The sequence below is a fragment of the Bradyrhizobium sp. genome (assembly GCF_035484855.1).
Taxonomy (GTDB): domain Bacteria; phylum Pseudomonadota; class Alphaproteobacteria; order Rhizobiales; family Xanthobacteraceae; genus Bradyrhizobium.
Genome location: NZ_DATHOP010000266.1, coordinates 40,213 through 55,359, shown reverse-complemented (window position 1 = coordinate 55,359; position 15,147 = coordinate 40,213). Strand labels below are relative to the sequence as shown.

The 15,147-nt window shown below is 64.3% G+C and carries 22 protein-coding genes; 12 read left to right on the top strand and 10 right to left on the bottom strand.

From position 1 onward, the window contains the following. On the top strand, nt 1–406 hold a 406-nt coding region (locus VK804_RS30245; RefSeq protein ID WP_325751952.1), incomplete at its 5' end, for a FumA C-terminus/TtdB family hydratase beta subunit. Nucleotides 407–550: 144 nt separating this feature from the next. Here VK804_RS30245 and VK804_RS30240 read toward each other — a convergent pair. From VK804_RS30240 to VK804_RS30225, 4 genes are all read right to left on the bottom strand, one after another. Continuing rightward, nucleotides 551–847 (bottom strand): hypothetical protein, encoded by a 297-nt coding sequence (locus VK804_RS30240; RefSeq protein ID WP_325751951.1) that lies wholly within the window; start codon nt 845–847, stop codon nt 551–553. A gap of 104 nt (nt 848–951) precedes the next feature. After that, complete coding sequence (locus VK804_RS30235; protein WP_325751950.1) at nt 952–1,512, bottom strand: inner membrane-spanning protein YciB; 561 nt, start codon at nt 1,510–1,512, stop codon at nt 952–954. 38 nt (nt 1,513–1,550) lie between these two features. Next, complete coding sequence (locus VK804_RS30230) at nt 1,551–2,117, bottom strand: hypothetical protein (protein ID WP_325751949.1); 567 nt, start codon at nt 2,115–2,117, stop codon at nt 1,551–1,553. Between the two features lie 324 nt (nt 2,118–2,441). Next, nucleotides 2,442–3,845 (bottom strand): carotenoid oxygenase family protein, encoded by a 1,404-nt coding sequence (locus VK804_RS30225; RefSeq protein WP_325751948.1) that lies wholly within the window; start codon nt 3,843–3,845, stop codon nt 2,442–2,444. 99 nt (nt 3,846–3,944) lie between these two features. Here VK804_RS30225 and VK804_RS30220 point away from each other — a divergent pair, with 99 nt between their 5' ends. Continuing rightward, entirely contained in the window at nt 3,945–4,676 is a 732-nt protein-coding gene (locus VK804_RS30220) for a TetR/AcrR family transcriptional regulator (RefSeq protein WP_325751947.1), read from the top strand. Here VK804_RS30220 and VK804_RS30215 read toward each other — a convergent pair whose 3' ends face one another. After that, the gene (locus VK804_RS30215; protein WP_325751946.1) at nt 4,677–5,297 is read right to left on the bottom strand and encodes a hypothetical protein; all 621 of its coding nucleotides are present in this window, start codon (nt 5,295–5,297) and stop codon (nt 4,677–4,679) included. It lies immediately after the preceding gene. A gap of 154 nt (nt 5,298–5,451) precedes the next feature. On the opposite strand from VK804_RS30215, the gene VK804_RS30210 reads away from it, so the two are divergent. Then, nucleotides 5,452–6,129 carry an SET domain-containing protein gene (locus VK804_RS30210; RefSeq protein ID WP_325751945.1) on the top strand — a complete coding sequence of 226 codons (678 nt, stop codon included), beginning with the start codon at nt 5,452–5,454 and terminating at the stop codon, nt 6,127–6,129. A 150-nt stretch (nt 6,130–6,279) separates the two neighbouring features. Here VK804_RS30210 and VK804_RS30205 read toward each other — a convergent pair whose 3' ends face one another. Together VK804_RS30205 and VK804_RS30200 are read right to left on the bottom strand one after the other, a co-directional pair. Next, entirely contained in the window at nt 6,280–6,897 is a 618-nt protein-coding gene (locus tag VK804_RS30205; protein WP_325751944.1) for a class I SAM-dependent methyltransferase, read from the bottom strand. A gap of 142 nt (nt 6,898–7,039) precedes the next feature. Continuing rightward, nucleotides 7,040–7,438, bottom strand: a complete 399-nt coding sequence (locus VK804_RS30200) for a hypothetical protein (protein ID WP_325751943.1) — start codon at nt 7,436–7,438, stop codon at nt 7,040–7,042. A 115-nt stretch (nt 7,439–7,553) separates the two neighbouring features. On the opposite strand from VK804_RS30200, the gene VK804_RS30195 reads away from it, so the two are divergent. The 7 genes from VK804_RS30195 (at nt 7,554) to VK804_RS30165 (ending at nt 10,334) form a co-directional block, all read left to right on the top strand. After that, nucleotides 7,554–8,369 (top strand): helix-turn-helix transcriptional regulator, encoded by an 816-nt coding sequence (locus VK804_RS30195; protein ID WP_325751942.1) that lies wholly within the window; start codon nt 7,554–7,556, stop codon nt 8,367–8,369. Between the two features lie 88 nt (nt 8,370–8,457). After that, nucleotides 8,458–8,754, top strand: coding sequence for a nucleotidyltransferase family protein (locus tag VK804_RS30190; RefSeq protein ID WP_325751941.1), 297 nt, complete (start codon nt 8,458–8,460; stop codon nt 8,752–8,754). Next, nucleotides 8,744–8,926, top strand: a complete 183-nt coding sequence (locus VK804_RS30185) for a DUF86 domain-containing protein (RefSeq protein ID WP_325751940.1) — start codon at nt 8,744–8,746, stop codon at nt 8,924–8,926. The genes VK804_RS30190 and VK804_RS30185 overlap by 11 nt, the downstream gene beginning before the upstream one ends. 1 nt (nt 8,927) lies before the next feature. After that, nucleotides 8,928–9,095 carry a DUF86 domain-containing protein gene (locus VK804_RS30180; RefSeq protein ID WP_325751939.1) on the top strand — a complete coding sequence of 56 codons (168 nt, stop codon included), beginning with the start codon at nt 8,928–8,930 and terminating at the stop codon, nt 9,093–9,095. 107 nt (nt 9,096–9,202) lie between these two features. After that, on the top strand, nt 9,203–9,868 hold the full coding sequence (locus VK804_RS30175) for a DsbA family oxidoreductase (RefSeq protein WP_325751938.1): 666 nt from the start codon (nt 9,203–9,205) through the stop codon (nt 9,866–9,868). Nucleotides 9,869–9,924: 56 nt separating this feature from the next. Further along, a complete protein-coding gene (locus VK804_RS30170; RefSeq protein WP_325751937.1) occupies nt 9,925–10,128 on the top strand; it encodes a type II toxin-antitoxin system HicB family antitoxin in 204 nt (67 codons plus the stop codon). Beyond that, nucleotides 10,125–10,334, top strand: coding sequence for a type II toxin-antitoxin system HicA family toxin (locus VK804_RS30165; protein WP_325751936.1), 210 nt, complete (start codon nt 10,125–10,127; stop codon nt 10,332–10,334). Before VK804_RS30170 ends, VK804_RS30165 begins: the two co-directional genes overlap by 4 nt. Before the next feature lie 5 nt (nt 10,335–10,339). Here VK804_RS30165 and VK804_RS30160 read toward each other — a convergent pair whose 3' ends face one another. Together VK804_RS30160 and VK804_RS30155 are read right to left on the bottom strand one after the other, a co-directional pair. Further along, nucleotides 10,340–11,542 (bottom strand): GNAT family N-acetyltransferase, encoded by a 1,203-nt coding sequence (locus tag VK804_RS30160; protein WP_325751935.1) that lies wholly within the window; start codon nt 11,540–11,542, stop codon nt 10,340–10,342. Between the two features lie 161 nt (nt 11,543–11,703). Beyond that, on the bottom strand, nt 11,704–12,081 hold the full coding sequence (locus tag VK804_RS30155; protein WP_414642867.1) for a hypothetical protein: 378 nt from the start codon (nt 12,079–12,081) through the stop codon (nt 11,704–11,706). Nucleotides 12,082–12,295: 214 nt separating this feature from the next. Here VK804_RS30155 and VK804_RS30150 point away from each other — a divergent pair, with 214 nt between their 5' ends. Next, entirely contained in the window at nt 12,296–12,541 is a 246-nt protein-coding gene (locus VK804_RS30150; protein WP_325751933.1) for a hypothetical protein, read from the top strand. Between the two features lie 73 nt (nt 12,542–12,614). Further along, the gene (locus VK804_RS30145) at nt 12,615–14,099 is read left to right on the top strand and encodes a caspase domain-containing protein (protein WP_325751932.1); all 1,485 of its coding nucleotides are present in this window, start codon (nt 12,615–12,617) and stop codon (nt 14,097–14,099) included. A gap of 24 nt (nt 14,100–14,123) precedes the next feature. Here the strand turns inward: VK804_RS30145 and VK804_RS30140 are convergent, their stop codons facing one another. After that, nucleotides 14,124–14,987 (bottom strand): LytTR family DNA-binding domain-containing protein, encoded by an 864-nt coding sequence (locus VK804_RS30140; RefSeq protein ID WP_325751931.1) that lies wholly within the window; start codon nt 14,985–14,987, stop codon nt 14,124–14,126. Between the last annotated feature and the right edge of the window lie 160 nt (nt 14,988–15,147).

Here is a 15,147-nt window from a genome sequence, read left to right as displayed (position 1 = left end):
CGAGCCGTTGCCGGATTATTTCAAGAACCATCCGATCTATTACGCGGGGCCGGCCAAGACGCCAGAGGGCTATGCCTCCGGCGCGTTCGGTCCGACCACGGCGGGGCGGATGGATTCCTTTGTCGACCAGTTTCAGGCGGCCGGCGGCTCGATGGTGATGCTGGCCAAGGGCAATCGCGCGCCGGCCGTGCGCGAAGCCTGCAAGAAGCACGGCGGCTTCTATCTCGGCTCGATCGGGGGCGCTGCGGCAAACCTCGCCGAACACTGCATCAAGAAGGTGGAAGTGGTGGAATATCCCGAACTCGGCATGGAAGCGATCTGGCGCATCGAGGTCGAGGATTTTCCCGCCTTCATCATCATCGACGACAAGGGCAATGACTTCTTCAAGGAATTGAATCTGGGGTGAGGGGATTTCACCTCGTCAGTGCCGGGCTTGACCCGGCAATCCATCCGCTTCGCAAGACTCTTCCGAAGAATGATGGATACGCGGGTCAAGCCCGCGTATGACGATCGAATATGTTGAAGCCGCGTTCGCCGGCACGACGAAACCTTACGCCTTCGTTCCCTTGAACGGAAAACTGCCCATCGGGCCGATGCCCATTTCGCCGGACATGCTGTCGCCGGCAACCTTGCCGGTGAAGGCGAGCGTCAGCGGCATCGGGTTGGTGATGGAGACTTTCCAGGCCACGTCGTCGCCGGCAACCGTGCCGTCGAAGATCTCGATCGATTGGCCTTCGGCGCCCTGCGTGCCCGTCAACGTGCCACCCGCGCTCTTCACCGTCAGTGTCGCGTTGCGCTCGCCCATCGGCGTGCTCATGACGATGTTCCAGTTTCCGTCCACGGCCATCAGTGTCTCCTCGCGTCGTTTGGTCGCAAAACCGCAAATGGTTCTGGGATCCGGGGGTGCTCGGTCGGCGGTATAGCGCATCTCGCCGCCCAAACCCAATCGTGTCAAATGGCCGCGGCGCGGGCAGCTCTGATCCGGTTGGTGACGAGGAGGCGAAACGCAACATATTGCACGGCGAAGGCGGCGAGCTTTGCCCCGAGCAGCACCACCGAGACATAGATCGCCCACAGCTTGAGATCGCCGGACAAGGCCGTTGCGATGGTGCCGAGCCCAAGCACGAACATCAGCGCCGCCCAGGCGTAGCCGGCGAACGTGACATATTCCGGAATGGTCTCCGCCACGATCGGGGGCATGTAGCGCAGCATCCAGCCGCGCTTGAGCATGATCGCGCCGATCGCGAAATGCGCGATCGAGGGCTTTGCCAGCACGAAGCGGGGATCGTTGGTCAAAAGCGTCGCGCCGCCGAGCACGATCACCAGCGCAAGAGACGCATAGGTCATGAAGCCGAGCGGCTGGCCCTTGATATGGCTGTAGATGACCTGCGCGACGGCGCCCACGATCGCGACCGATGTCGCCAGCACCACATTGTCGGTGACGAGATACACGACCAGGAACACGATGGTCGAAAGGAAGTCGGTCAGGAGCTTGGCGAAGACGTCTTTCATCGTGGTACATTTCCTTAGGCGGTTGGCGATGACGATCTCTATGGCGTGCTTGTGGCCGAGGTCGCGAACTTTGCCCGCTGGCGTTCCGGATACCATTTGGTAAACAACAGCGCGGAGTTGCGGGCGGCAAGCGCGATGGCCAGGCCGCACCACAGCGGCAGGCCCGGCAGATAGATCAGCAGCGCATTGGCCAGCAGCATCAGCACGAAGGCCGCTGACCATACAGAGGTGATGACATAGTTCGCCCTGCGAAACTCCGGCAATTGCGCGGTCTCCGCGTCGACCGATTCGAGGGCATATTGCTGCGTGAAGGGCTTGCGGATCGCCATCGACAGCAGCGCGATGGCGAGCATGCCGGCGTCGACCATTAGTTTTACTTCCGAACCGCTCAGGCTGGAATCGACCAGCACGAGGTAGCCGCCCAGCGCAAGGAACACGATCGCGGAGCCGGTGCCGAGCATCTTGATCGAGCGTCCGCGCCAGGCGTCCGCGGCAATTACCATCAGGCAAAGCGTGGCCGCCGCAAACAGGCTGGTCACCGCCGAAGTCAGCAGCATCAGAACGGCGAACACGCCGTAGGGGGCAAGGATCAGGAAAATCATCATGGCAGCCTCATGGGGCTATCTTTACAATGTAAAGATGCTAGGGACGCGCCAAGCTGCCGTCAAGCCAAATCTTTACAGTGTCAACATAAAGTGACCGAGGGGATTGGCGGCTCCGCCAGAAGCGCGCCGGACGGGCAATTGCGTGTCGGCCTCCCAAAGGCGCTGTCATTCCGGGGCACGCACCAGCGCGAACCTCAGATGCGCAATTGCGCATCGGGGAATCTGGAGCTAACGGGAGCGAGATTCCGGGTTCATCACCAATGGGGCGGCGCGAGGCGCCGACCCGTTGGCGATGCCCCGGAATGACACTAGGAGGCGGCGGCGTTACGCCGCCCCGACCCAGTTGCCGTGAAAGCCGTCGGGCACGCGATGCCCGAGTTGCACCAGCGCGACCGGGCCTGCCTCGACGTCGGTGGCGTTGAAGACCGCCAGATCGCTGCGGTTTTCGCGCGCGCGCCAGACCGCGGCCAGGAGCCAGCCATCGCCCTCGGCGGCATCGTCGCGGCGGGCGACGAATACCGGCTCGGAGATGGTGTCGCCGGCGGGGAGCAGATATTTGCCGAGACGCGAGCCGGCGCCGTCGACATGGACGATGCCGGATAGCCAGGTTCCGGCCGGCGCATCCGGATTGGCACAGCCGTACCAGCCATGCTGGCTCGCAAAACCGGCGTGGCGATCGTCGATGCGCGGGAATTCGCCGGTGACGTCGTCGAGATAGGTTTGCGTGAAGCGGTCGGTATTGCCGGCGAGATCGAAGATCCAGCGGCACAGCCGCGCGCGCGATTTCGCAGGATCGGTCGGCGAGCCGTCGGGGTGATTGAACAGCGGGGCTTCCTCGAACTGCATGACGTCGGCGACGATGCGGCTGCCTTCCTCCCACGCATTCATGACGTGGAAGACGTAACAGCTTTCCGCGCGGAACCAGACGATGTCGCTGGCGGCGCCGTTGCGTTTCATGACGCCGACATAGGCGCCTTTCTCCGGCTCCCAGGCGTAGGGTGCTTGTCCGCGCATCGCCCGCTCCAGGCTGCCGGTGATCGGCAGCACCGGAAACAGCAGATGATTTTCGGTGACGATGAAGTCGTGCACCATGCTGGCATAGGGCGCCTCGAAGCGCTCGAACCGCGTTACGATGCCGGACGCGTTGATGGACCCGAAGGAAAGGGCAGGGGTCAGGGGACCGGCGGCATTGTAGCCGAAGAACACCATCTCGCCGGTGACCGGATCGATCTTGGGATGCGCGGTGAACGGGCCGGCAATGCCGCCGCCGTAATTGCAGGGGCCGCGCGTTTTCAGCGTGCCAGGCTCGATCTCGATTGGCAGATGCGCTTCCTCCAGCGCGAGCAGCCGGCCGGCATGAAAGATGATGTTGGTATTGGCGACGCCGCTGTCCTGCGTGACAGAGGCCGGCACATCCGGCAGCTTGCGGCCGAAACCGCCGAACAGCGCGCGGCCAGCGTCATGCTCGGCCTGCCATTTCGCGGTGCGGACCCAGCGGTTGCGGTAACTGGCCCGGCCATTCTCGAGGTGGAAGGCGTGCAGCATGCCGTCGCCGACGAACCAGTGCGCGTCCGGCGCGTCGAACTGCGGATTGGGGCCGTTGCGGTAGAGCGTGCCGTTGAGCTCGCGCGGCAATTCGCCCACGACCTTGAGGAACGGTGCGTCGCATTCCATCGGTATCGGCGCCAGATTGGTCCGCGCCGGCTTGGTCGCCACATCCTGTTGCATCGGGTCGCTCCCATGATTTATCTTTACATCGTAAAGATACAGATAGCGTCCGTCAAGCCAAATCTTTACAGTGTCAAAATCGGGGCATATAAGGCAGCGATGGTGACAAAATCGAATTTCGGCCGAACCCGCGCCCGACGCGCGCCCGGCAAATCAGCGCCGGTGCGCGCGGGGCGAAAGCGAAGCGTGCCCCGGGCTGCCGGCTCGCACGAGACGCCGTATCATCACGGCGCGCTGCGCGACGCGCTGCTCGAGGCGGCCGAGCGGGTGCTGGAGCGCGACGGGCTGGCGGGTCTGACGCTGCGCGCCGTGGCGCGCGAGGCCGGCGTGTCGCATGCAGCTCCAACGCATCATTTCGGCGACCTCACCGGCCTCGTCAGCGAGCTTGCCGCGATCGGCTTCCGGCAATTCAATGCGGCCATGGTAGAGGCTGGCGTCTGCGCCGGCGATTCGCTGGCGGAAAAGGGGCTGGCCCGGGCCCGGGCCTATGTCGGCTACGCCCAGGCGCATCCCGGCATGTACGGGCTGATGTTCCGCACCGAGCGCCTCGATCATTCCCGGCCCGCGCTGCGCGAGGCGGCCGAGGCCGCGTTCGCAGGATTGGCGGGCTCGATCGGCGCCAGCCGCCAGGAGAAAATCCACGAGCAGGCGCTGTCGCTGGAACAGGGGGCCGCGATCGCGCGCGCCTGGTCGCTGGTCCACGGTTTCACCATGCTGCTGCTCGATGACCGGCTGTCCGACATCCTGCGGCGGCTGCCCAAGGACACCGACGCCGAAACCCTGCTGGAGGCCATGCTGAAGGCGACCATCGGCCGGCCGCCGGCAATGTAGTCAACGCCGTGTCGCCAGTTCGACCGCGCGGCCGCTTGCGCCGATCACCTTCACCTCGTCCTTGCCGCATCTGAAGCCGCGCGCCGATTCATCGGCGGCCCTGCGGGCGAGTTCGCGGGCGTCCGGATTGGCCGCAACGTCGACATAGGCCACGTGGCACACCGGACCGGGCGGCAACCGCGTCACCACCAGCATCGGTTTTGCGATCGGCCGGCCATTCCTGTCCTCATCGGCGTTGTCGGCGAGGTGCCAGCGCTGGATGATCGCAAACGGCTCGCCATTGGCCTCGCGCCATTCGACCGTCGCCGTGGTCGAGTTGAATGGGCCGAACCAGGTCTGTGCGGCCGGCTGCTTCGCGGCAGCCGTGCGATTGCGGCCGACCGAGACGGTTTCGCGCAGATCGTCCTCGCTCACCAGCACCACAAGGCCGGCCTTGCCGGGGCAGAGGCGCGTGGTGCTGCCATCGAGTTCGCCGGGCTTGCCGATGACATGGCAGTCCTTTGCTGCGGTGGAACTATACGTGCTGCCAATTGTTTGGGCGCTGGCCGGCGGAATGGCCCCGCACAATAGCGCCGCAATGGCAAATCCCAGTGTGAGATGCAAATTGGGAACGCGTTTCATCCCGCTATCCTCGGTGCGAAGCACCAGCTTCGACGCCCGCAATCTGGGGAAGGTTCAGCCAATGAGCGTGAAAAGCCTGACATTGGTCCGGAATCGTTTTAGAACAGCGGCCTCATCGTCCCTGTCTCGCCAGCGTGCAGTAGCTTCATCGATCATGCCTGCCATTTCGTCGAAAAAACCCTATCGCGTCGGCCGTTCCCGTACCGGGCTCGGCCTCTTCGCCACCAAGCCGATCAAGAAGGGCGCCAAGATCGTCCGCTATTTTGGTCCGCTGCTGGATTCCAGGAAGAAGAAGGACGACGCGATCGAGAACAAATATCTGTTCGAGCTCAACGGCCGCTGGACCATCGACGGCTCGGTGCGCAAGAACATCGCCCGTTACATCAATCATTCCTGCCGGCCCAACGCCGAATCCGACGTGATGCCGCGCAAGCGCAAGGTGGTGATCCGCGCCGTCAAGAACATCGAGCCGGGCGAGGAGATCAATTACGACTACGGCACCGATTACTTCAAGGCCTACCTCAAGCCGATCGGCTGCAAATGCGCGGCTTGCGAGAAAAAGCGCAAGAAAAAGCGCGCCGAGGCGCGGGCCGAGCGGCTGCGCGCCAAAGCTAGGGAAGAGAGAAAGGCCGAAAGAAAGGCTTTGAAGCAAGCCGAGAAGCAGGCGAAGGCCAGGAAGCAGAACGTAAAGCTGAACGGTTCGAAAGCGAACGGCAAGCTGTTGAACGGTCATGGCGGAAAATCCAACGCCCACAAAATGGCCGCCGCGAAATCTCGGATATTTGCCAAGCCGGAGGGCAGGCAGGACCAGGAAAACCAGGCCTCGGCCTAGGGCCCCTTGACGGTAGAGTCGTCATGCCTGGGCAAAACCGCGAAGCGCGTCTTCGCGCCAGTTGTCCAGGGCTTCCACGTCTTTCTTAGCCGGGCAACAAGAAAAAAGACGTGGATGGCCGGGACAAGCCCGGCCATGACGAATGTGGATTCAACTGCCCGCTCTCACAAACGCCAGGTTGGTCCAGATGACGCCGGCGAGGCGGTTGCGTTCCTGGCTGGATTCGGTGCGACCGTTCAAAACCGCATGCAGGTCCTGCATCCGGGCCAGTTCGATCGTCTCCTCCGCCGGGATGTCGAACATCCGACGTCCCACAGGCACCGGCCCGTGCCGGATCTTCATGATCAGCGTGCCGCCCGGCCGCAGTAGCGCGGCGAGACTTGGCATCGCCCGCCGCCGCTGCGTTTCGTCGAGGTGCATCCAGACCGCGGTCAGCATCACCAGGTCGAAGGTCTCGCTGCGTCGGCGCAGCACGGTGAGATCGGGCAAGCTGTCGTCGAGCCATTCGATTTGCGGCTGCGGGTGCAGCGCCATCGCGGGGATGCGCATGGCGTCGGTCGGCTCGACCGCGACCACGCGATGGCCTTGGGCAGCGAACCACGCCGCATCGCGCCCGGTTCCGGAACCGATATCCAGCACCCAGCCGGGCGCTTGTGGGATCAAATGCAGCACCGCCCGGTGCGCATCGGCGGCCGGGATGCTCTCGTAGAGCCTGAAAAGCTCCTCGGCCTCGTCGGCGTATCCCTCCGTGCCGCTCACCGTGGTCACGCGAGTCTCCGTAGTTCTCGTTAGTTCTCGCCGTTGCCTGCGACAAATGCGAAGCGTTTGCGCAAGGGAGCAACGCGACCAAGCAATCCATAGCACGGGACACTGAGTCTGAATTGCTTCGCTCGCGCTCGCAACGACGATTTTAGGCAGCGACTACGCCGCCGCTCCGGCGCAACCCGATATATTGCAGCTCAGCGAGGACGCCGGGTACGAGCGCTTGCGCCGCGATGAAGACCTGGCCAAGCAGGTTCGGTGTCAGCGCGTCGGAGAACAACAGCCCGATGCTGACAACCGTCCAGGCCGCGTTGCCGGCGATCACGATGATCACCAACAGCTTCGGCATCGATTGTCGCGTGGCGAGCCAGCCGACCAGCACGGTATAGGCGATCAGAAACAGTCCGGTCCCGCGCAGCAGCGTCTCGGGTAAATCAAGCAGGGAGGCAAGCGGCCCGGCGCCAAGCGTCAACAATACGGCCATCGCGCCGCTGGCGCTGGCGTCGGCAAGGAAGGCGCGGCGCAGGAACAGGGAGGGCTGGATCATGGTGTTTCTCCGTCGTTTGCTAGATGGACGGCCGCGAGGATGGTCGCCTCCCGAAAGCAAATCGATTACCTCCGACGTAATGGAACGGGTGAAATCCGCATGCTAGGTTTTCCCCATGAACCCACAGATCGCCACGGCGCGCGCCGATCGCATCAAACCTGCCCATGTCGGCGATCATCTGCGGCAATGGCGGCAGCGCCGCCATCTCAGCCAGCTCGATCTCGCCGGCGATGCCGAAATCTCCGCGCGTCACCTGAGTTTCGTGGAAACCGGCCGCGCGACGCCATCGCGCGACATGGTCTTGAGGCTGGCGGAACGGCTCGACGTGCCCTTGCGCGAGCGCAACGTACTGCTGGTGGCGACGGGATTTGCGCCGGCGTTTCCGCAGCGCCCGCTCGACGATCCCGCGCTGAAATCGGCGCGCGCGGCGATCGATCTGGTGCTGCGGGCGCATGAGCCCAATCCGGCGTTGGCCTACGACCGGCACTGGAACCTGGTCTCGGCCAATCGCATGGTCGCGCCATTGCTCGAGGGCATCCCGGAGCGGTTGCTCGGCCAGCCCTTCAACATCCTGCGCCTTGCCTTTCATCCGGAAGCGCTGGCGGCGCGCACCGTCAACCTCGCCGAATGGTGCAGCCATCTGCTGGAGCGGCTGCACCGCCAATGCGAGGCCACCGCCGATCCCGAGCTCATAAAGCTCTATGCCGATCTGAAGGCCTATCCGATCCCGGCGCGCTCGGCGCCCTTGTCATCGGACAATGTCGTGATCCCCTTCAAGATGCGGTTCGGCGGCGAGGTCTTGAGCTTCATGTCGACCACCATGATCTTCGGCACGCCGGTCGACATCACGCTGTCGGAGCTGGCGCTGGAGACGTTCTTTCCTGCCGACGATTTGACCGCGGAGCGGATGCGGGCGATGGCGCCGCGCTAGCCGGATAGGGCCGTCAATCCCGTCGATCCATAAGTGACGTGCAAAAGAGGACGTGTTTTTTAACGTTCCCTGCCTTACAATGTGGCGCATGACACGCGACCAGATCATACAGAAATTGAAAGAGCGCGAGGCCGATTTGCGGGCGCAGGGCGTCGCCCATGCCGCGCTGTTCGGCTCCGTCGCGCGTGGGGATGACCGCCCTGACAGCGATATCGACATCCTGGTTGATCTCGATCCCGCAATCGTCGTGACGATTTTCGACTATGCCGGCGTAAAGGATTTTATCGCCGACATGTTCGATCGTCCGGTCGACGTGGTCAGCCGCGAAAGTCTGAAGCCGCGTCTCCGACCCAAAGCTGCTGCCGACGCGATCTATGCTTTCTGAAACCGAACGCGACAGCCTGTCGGATATTCTCTTCAATATCGACCTTGCAAATTCGTTTGCCGAGGGGTTCGACTACCAGCGCTTCCTGGAGGATATGCGGACGTTTTACGCGATTACGCGTTGCCTCGAGATCATCTCGGAAGCTTCGCGCCGCCTGTCGCCTGTCGCCTGAATTGAAGGCGCGCCATCCCGACATTCCATGGCGCCAGGTTTCCGGCTCCGGCAACACTTACCGGCACGATTACGAGGAGGTCGCCCATCGCCTTGTATGGGGCACCGTGCACGAGTTTTTGCCCGCGTTGCGCGCTATGGCAGAAATCGAACTCACGGAAGACAGATAGGCTCGCCCCGGAGGCTATATCGCGGGCGAGACATGCGGCCTGCCCACTTGTTTCGCAGGCCATTCGGCCTATTTTCGTTTGCACCGTCGCAGCGAGGAGGCGTACTCATGAACACCCTAAAACCGCTTCAGATCGATATCGTCTCCGACGTCGTCTGCCCCTGGTGCTATATCGGCAAGCGCCGCATCGAGAATGCATTGGCGCTGACGCCGGATGTGCCGGTCGAGATCCACTGGCGGCCGTTCTTTCTCAATTCGTGGGTGCCGCGCGAGGGCATCAGCCGCGACGAATATCTCACGGCGAAGTTCGGCTCGCCCGAGGCCTATAAGGGTATCGCCGGGCGCGTGGTCGAGGCCGCCAACGAAGCGGGCCTCACCTACCGGCCCGATCTGGTCCGCCGCCAGCCCAATACGATCGACTCCCATCGGCTGATTCACTGGGCCGAAGCCCACGGCAAATCGGCCGAGATGAAGCAGCGGCTGATGGAATTGTATTTCCGCGACGGCGGCGATCTCACCGACACCGACGTGCTGGTGCAGGCGGCGGCCGATGTCGGGCTCGATGCCGATGACGTGCGCCGGCGTCTTGCCACCGACGAGGACGTAGCATCGATCTCGGCGCAGGCGCAGGAAGCCTCCGACAAGGGCATCTCCGGCGTGCCGACTTTTGTATTTGCGCAGAAATATGCGGTCTCCGGCGCGCAGCCCGCCGAACAACTCGCCCGCGCCATCCGTCAGGTCTCGGCGGAAGTCAACGCGCAGGCGGCAGAGTAGGATGCGGCTTGAATTGGCCCGCCATAGGCGCAACAATCCACGCGGAGATTGGGAAAATGAAGATCAAGATCGTAGTGCATGAGGCGGAGGAGGGGGGGTTCTGGGCCGAAGTCCCTGCTATTCCGGGCTGCGCCAGTCAGGGCGACAGCATGGACGAGCTGATGCAAAATCTTCGCGAAGCGATCGAAGGCTGTCTCTCCGTTGAAGTTGCCCAGCCCGAGCCGGGCGGCAGCGAACGGATGCTGGAATTGCCTGCGTGAGGCCGATATCCGGTCGCGACTTCGCTCGAATCGTCGAGCGTCGTGGCTGGACCCTGCTTCGCATCAACGGTAGCCATCATATCTATGGTAAGAGTGGAAGCGTTGTGCGGCTTTCAATTCCAATTCACGGCAATAAGCCGTTGAAGACAGGTTTGCTGCGGCACCTGGCGAAGCTCGCGGAAATCCCGGACGCCGACCAGGGTTGAGATTTTTACCGGATCACCCGCAACGCACGCCGCGCGGCGTCACGGCCCCACATGCGCAAGCGCAGCGCCGCATGGATCAGCGGCACGACGGGGTCGTTCTTTCGCAGCGGAATCAGCACGTCGCCGATCGCAAAGCGCCCGCGCCAGATCGGATTGATCATCGGATGATCCGCGCTCGCGGTGGAATCGGCCACGGCAATGGCCGGATCGGCGCAGAGATGCCGGGTCAGGTCGAGCGTCAGCTGCACGCCGGGCGAGAATTTCGCAAAACGTTCGTCGATGCCGAGCTTGAAGAAGAAGGCGCGGTCCTGGTGCCGCAGCACGATGCCGGCGGCGACCGGCGTGGTGCCGGCCCGCAGGCTCACGATCTCGCATTGGCCGCGCTCGGCGAGCGCGGGCGCGGCGCGCCGGATGAAGGCGGCATCGCCATCGTGCTGGATCAGCGCGGTGCCGCGCCGACCTTTCCAGCCGCTGGCCTCAAGCCGCAGGAAGGTTTCGAGCGCGGCCGCGACGTCCACGCGGCTGCGCGCGACGTCGAAGCGGACGGCGCCGTGGTCGGCGAGCCGATGCCGCTGGCGCCGCAATTCCTTCAGCTTCTTGTTGCCCAGCGCGTCGCGCAGCAATCGGTCGGCGTCGCGCGTGGCGTCGAGCGCGGCGCGCAGTCGGGAATGCAGCACGCGCGGACGCAAGCCCTCTTGCCGCAGCGCTTCGCCGACGGCTTGCATGGCGGCGCCGTCGAGCGGCACGTCGCGCAGCACCAGCGCATGCGCGCCGGCTTTACGCGCCGCTCGCAGCAAGCCCACTGCTGCGTCGCGCGCCATCGCGCGATCGAGCAGAGGCGTACAAAGCGTGCCATAGGGTTGCGCGCTGACCAGCGCCGGCAGGGGAATTTTATAGGCGCGCGCCAGCGTGACCATCGGCATCAGGCCGATCAGCGCGCCGTCCGGCGCGGCATCGCCCGTCGCGATCAGCGCGGACACGCCGGTGCGGCCGCGCCCCGAGGCGTTCACCGCAAGCGCCCAGTCCGGCAAATGGTAGCCGTTCGGCTCGACCGCGCGCTCGGCCAGCGCGCGCCATTGGCTGACGGCCACGGCTGCAAGCGGTGTGTATGCTTCGACAGCAGGCGAAGTCGCTGCCGTCTGCTTGCGCGTTGCGACATCCTTCGTCGATGCGCGACGGACCGCGGTTATGTCAGCAATCTCGACCACGTCCCCGTTTTCCCCGTTCGCGGAGAACCGGCGGTGCCTCGCAGCGCCGCCGTTTCCACCGCGTCGTCGGGAAAGCCTAGCGCAAAGATTGGAAAATAAGGTTGGCGGGGGCGTTGAATTCGAGCGGTAATGTTAACCCGGCGTTTACCGTTTGGACGGCGCTAGATCGGCTCGTAGCTTTCGGAAGCGCAGGTGTCATCGTCCTCGACGCGGAGCCGGTCGAGGATGACGCCCCCGCTGATCGTGATGCGGTAGGTTTGGGTGCCGAGCGGCCTGCCGGTGGCCGAAGTCAGTTCGGCCCTGACGCAGGCCATCCAGCCCAGGCCGTTGAGCACATGGTGCGGCGGAGAGACCCGTACCCGGCGCGGATAGGAGGTGGCGACGAACACCGATTCCAGGTTGTTGCGGAGCATCTGCCTGACGTCGGGCGGCGCTTCGGGCGGCGGCGGGTCGAGCGGTTTGCCACGCATGAATGCCGGCACCGGCGAGCGGCTGTCGGCGAAGCCGCAGCCCGCCAGCATCAGCGCTGCGCCTGCCATCAATGCCGCCTGAACGATCCTTCGCCGCATCCGCCCTTCACCCCGCGCCGGGTTAAGACTACGCACAGCGGCGGTCAATCCGCACGCCCCCGGCCATCAACAAATGCTGAAGCCCGGTCACGGCCCCGGCAATCTTCGGAAATATGCCAAACCCCTTGTTGCCATGATCGAGCCTGAGAGTAGGCTCTGCCATCCTCACAGGGAGACCGAGGCGATGAAGACGTTCACGGTTGCAGCGGTGTTGCTGGCGTTGATCGCAATGCCCGCGCACGCCCAGATGGGCGGCAAGCGGCACAAGGGCGACGACAGCAAGACGGAAACGAAGAAGCCGCAAGTCGACGACAAGGCCTACAAGGCCGCGCTCGAGCGGATCCCGGAGCCCAAGGAAAAGTATGATCCATGGGGCGTCGCGCGGCCCGCGGACCCCGCGAACAAGTCGAAGGAAAAGCCCAAGAATTAACCGACGACGCGGCTTGAACCGCTGCGCCGATCAAGCGACCTATCTACGGGTGGCAATGTCGGGAGGTCGGTCTATGTTTCGTCATTTGCTTCGCAATGCGATCATCGCCACGGCGATCCTCTCGACGATCCCTTTGGGAACCAAGGCTGCGCTGGCCGAGAATCGCGTTGCACTGGTGATCGGGCAATCGGCCTATCGGTCCGTCCCGGCGCTGCCTAATCCGGCCAACGACGCCAGACTGGTGGCGAAATTACTGACCGACTCCGGTTTCGAGGTCATGACCGCGACCAATCTTACCCAGAACCAGATCCGGGAGGCGGTCGGCGATTTCGCAGCCCAGCTGGCGGCCAAAGGACCCGACACCGTCGCCCTGGTGTTTTATGCCGGCCATGGCCTGCAGATCGATGGCGAGAATTTTCTGTTGCCTGTCGACGTCGACCCGAAGCGGGAAGCCGACATCCCACTGCAGGGCGTCCGCCTCAACGACCTGCTGAATACGCTGACATCGGTGCCGAGCAAGATGCGCATCGTGCTGCTCGACGCCTGCCGCAACGACCCGTTCGCCGAGATCGAAAAGACCGCCGGCCATGGGCTCGCGATCGTTGACGCCAGGACCGGCGTCCCCGGCACCTTCGTCTCGTTTTCGACGTCACCGGGCGCGGTGGCGGAGGATGGCGACGGCGCCGACAGCCCCTATGCGGTCGCATTGCTCGCCGCGGCCAAGGAGCCCGGGCTTCCGATCGAGGATACCTTCAAACGCGTCCGTGTTTCGGTGAACAAGGTGACCGAGGGACGGCAGACCCCTTGGGACAGCTCCTCGCTGACCGAGGATTTCAGATTCACGCCGGGGACCGGTCCCGCCGCGCCGAAGCAGGTCGATTCCAGGCGCACGGTCGAAGAGTGGCGCCACGAACTGCAGGGCAAGCCGGTCGAGGTGGCCAATGAGATGATCGTCGCCGACGGCACCGAGGAGGCCTACGAGGCGTTCGTTGCATTATACGCGCAACCGCCGTTCGGGCCGCAGGCGCGGGAATGGCTCGATCGCCATCGCCGGATGGCGGCGTGGAACATTGCCGTCATCACCAATACGGCTGCCGGCTATCGCGCATTTCTTGCGGAATATCCCGACAGCGATCTGACCGCGACCGCCCGCAAGCTGGAAGAGCGCCTGCGCAATCGCCCGAACACCGTTGCGGCCGTGGCTGCCGTGGTCGGCGGCGCGCCAACCGCCGCGGCTGCGCCAAGCCCGGGGGCCGGGTCCAGTCAGCCGACCGCTGCCTCGCTGGTCGCGCCGACTTGTCCTTGCAGTGCGCCGCCGGAGCCGCTCAAGAAGGCCGATCTGCCGAAGAAGAAAGCCGAACCGGATGCGCCCAAGCGCGCCAGCGCCAAGCCGCCGCGACGGTCGCGCGCGGGAGACGACGATGCCGTGATCTACGGCGGTCCGCCGCCGCGCGGCTATTACGAACCATCGCCAGGGCCGTCGATCGGCATAGGTATCGGTGGCTATGGAGGCGGAGGCGGCTATGGCGGCGGCGGCAGGTCGAGGGGCGGATACTGAGGCAAGTCTCGGTCGCTCACCGGGTCAGTCGGCCATCCCTGCCACGACGGCCCTGAAGCGACGGCTGCCTGGAACGGTTTCGCCGGTATCGAGGCGGACCGCGAAGTCGCCGGACGGCCGCCGCTGCAATGCGACGATCCGTTTCAGGTTGATCAGCCGCGAGCGGTGCACGCGCACGATGCCGAACGGCGCAAGCCGCGCTTCCTCGGCCTGCAGCGTCGTGCGGATCAGGTGCCTGCGCAGCCCTGTCAATTCGTATTCGACATAATTGCCGGCCGAACTCACGGAGACGATTTCGCTTGCATCGATCAGCAGGCTGGCACGGCCGTCGCGCAGCCACACTTCCCGCCGGGCCGGCCTGCCGCCTGCACCCCTCGGCTCGGCTTCGGCTGATAACACCGGCGCGGCGCGGGCCGGCCGCTCTGCGAGCCAGAAGATGGCGGCCAATGCGAGGAAGCTGAACAGGTCCTTCCGCAATTCGTAGACAAATTGCTGAGACCACGGAAAGGTGTAACTCCAGCCGGCCAGCCCGTAGGCGAGTTCGCGCAACAGGCCCATGCCGATGATGTGCAGTGTGGAATAGGCCAATGCCAGCGCGATGACGGCAGTTCCCATCAGCAGTGGCCGGTTGCCGCCGGCTCTGACCAGCATCGCGTTGCGCCGGACCAGCGGCAACAATGCCACCGTCACGATACCGCTGGTGCCGTACCAGAGCGCCGGCTCCCAGAGATTGCCCCGTGCTCCCAGACGCCAGGCGATGTCATGCGCGGTCGAGAGTGCCCCGACGATGCAGGATGCCGCGATCAGCGCTACAACGACGACATAGACCGTGCGAATCGAGATCTGCGCATCTATTCCGCCGGTCCACGAAATTCCGCCGCTTGTCATGACGGCGTGCGGCTCGTCACACCGGCCAAACCATCCGTCCCGCGCCGGCTGGACAGAGGTTCGGGCACCAAGTTGGATGAGGGACTTGATCACGGGGACTTCCTCATGACGACAAACACGGGGGCCAGTGAGACAATGCCGGCCATCCTATATCGCGCCC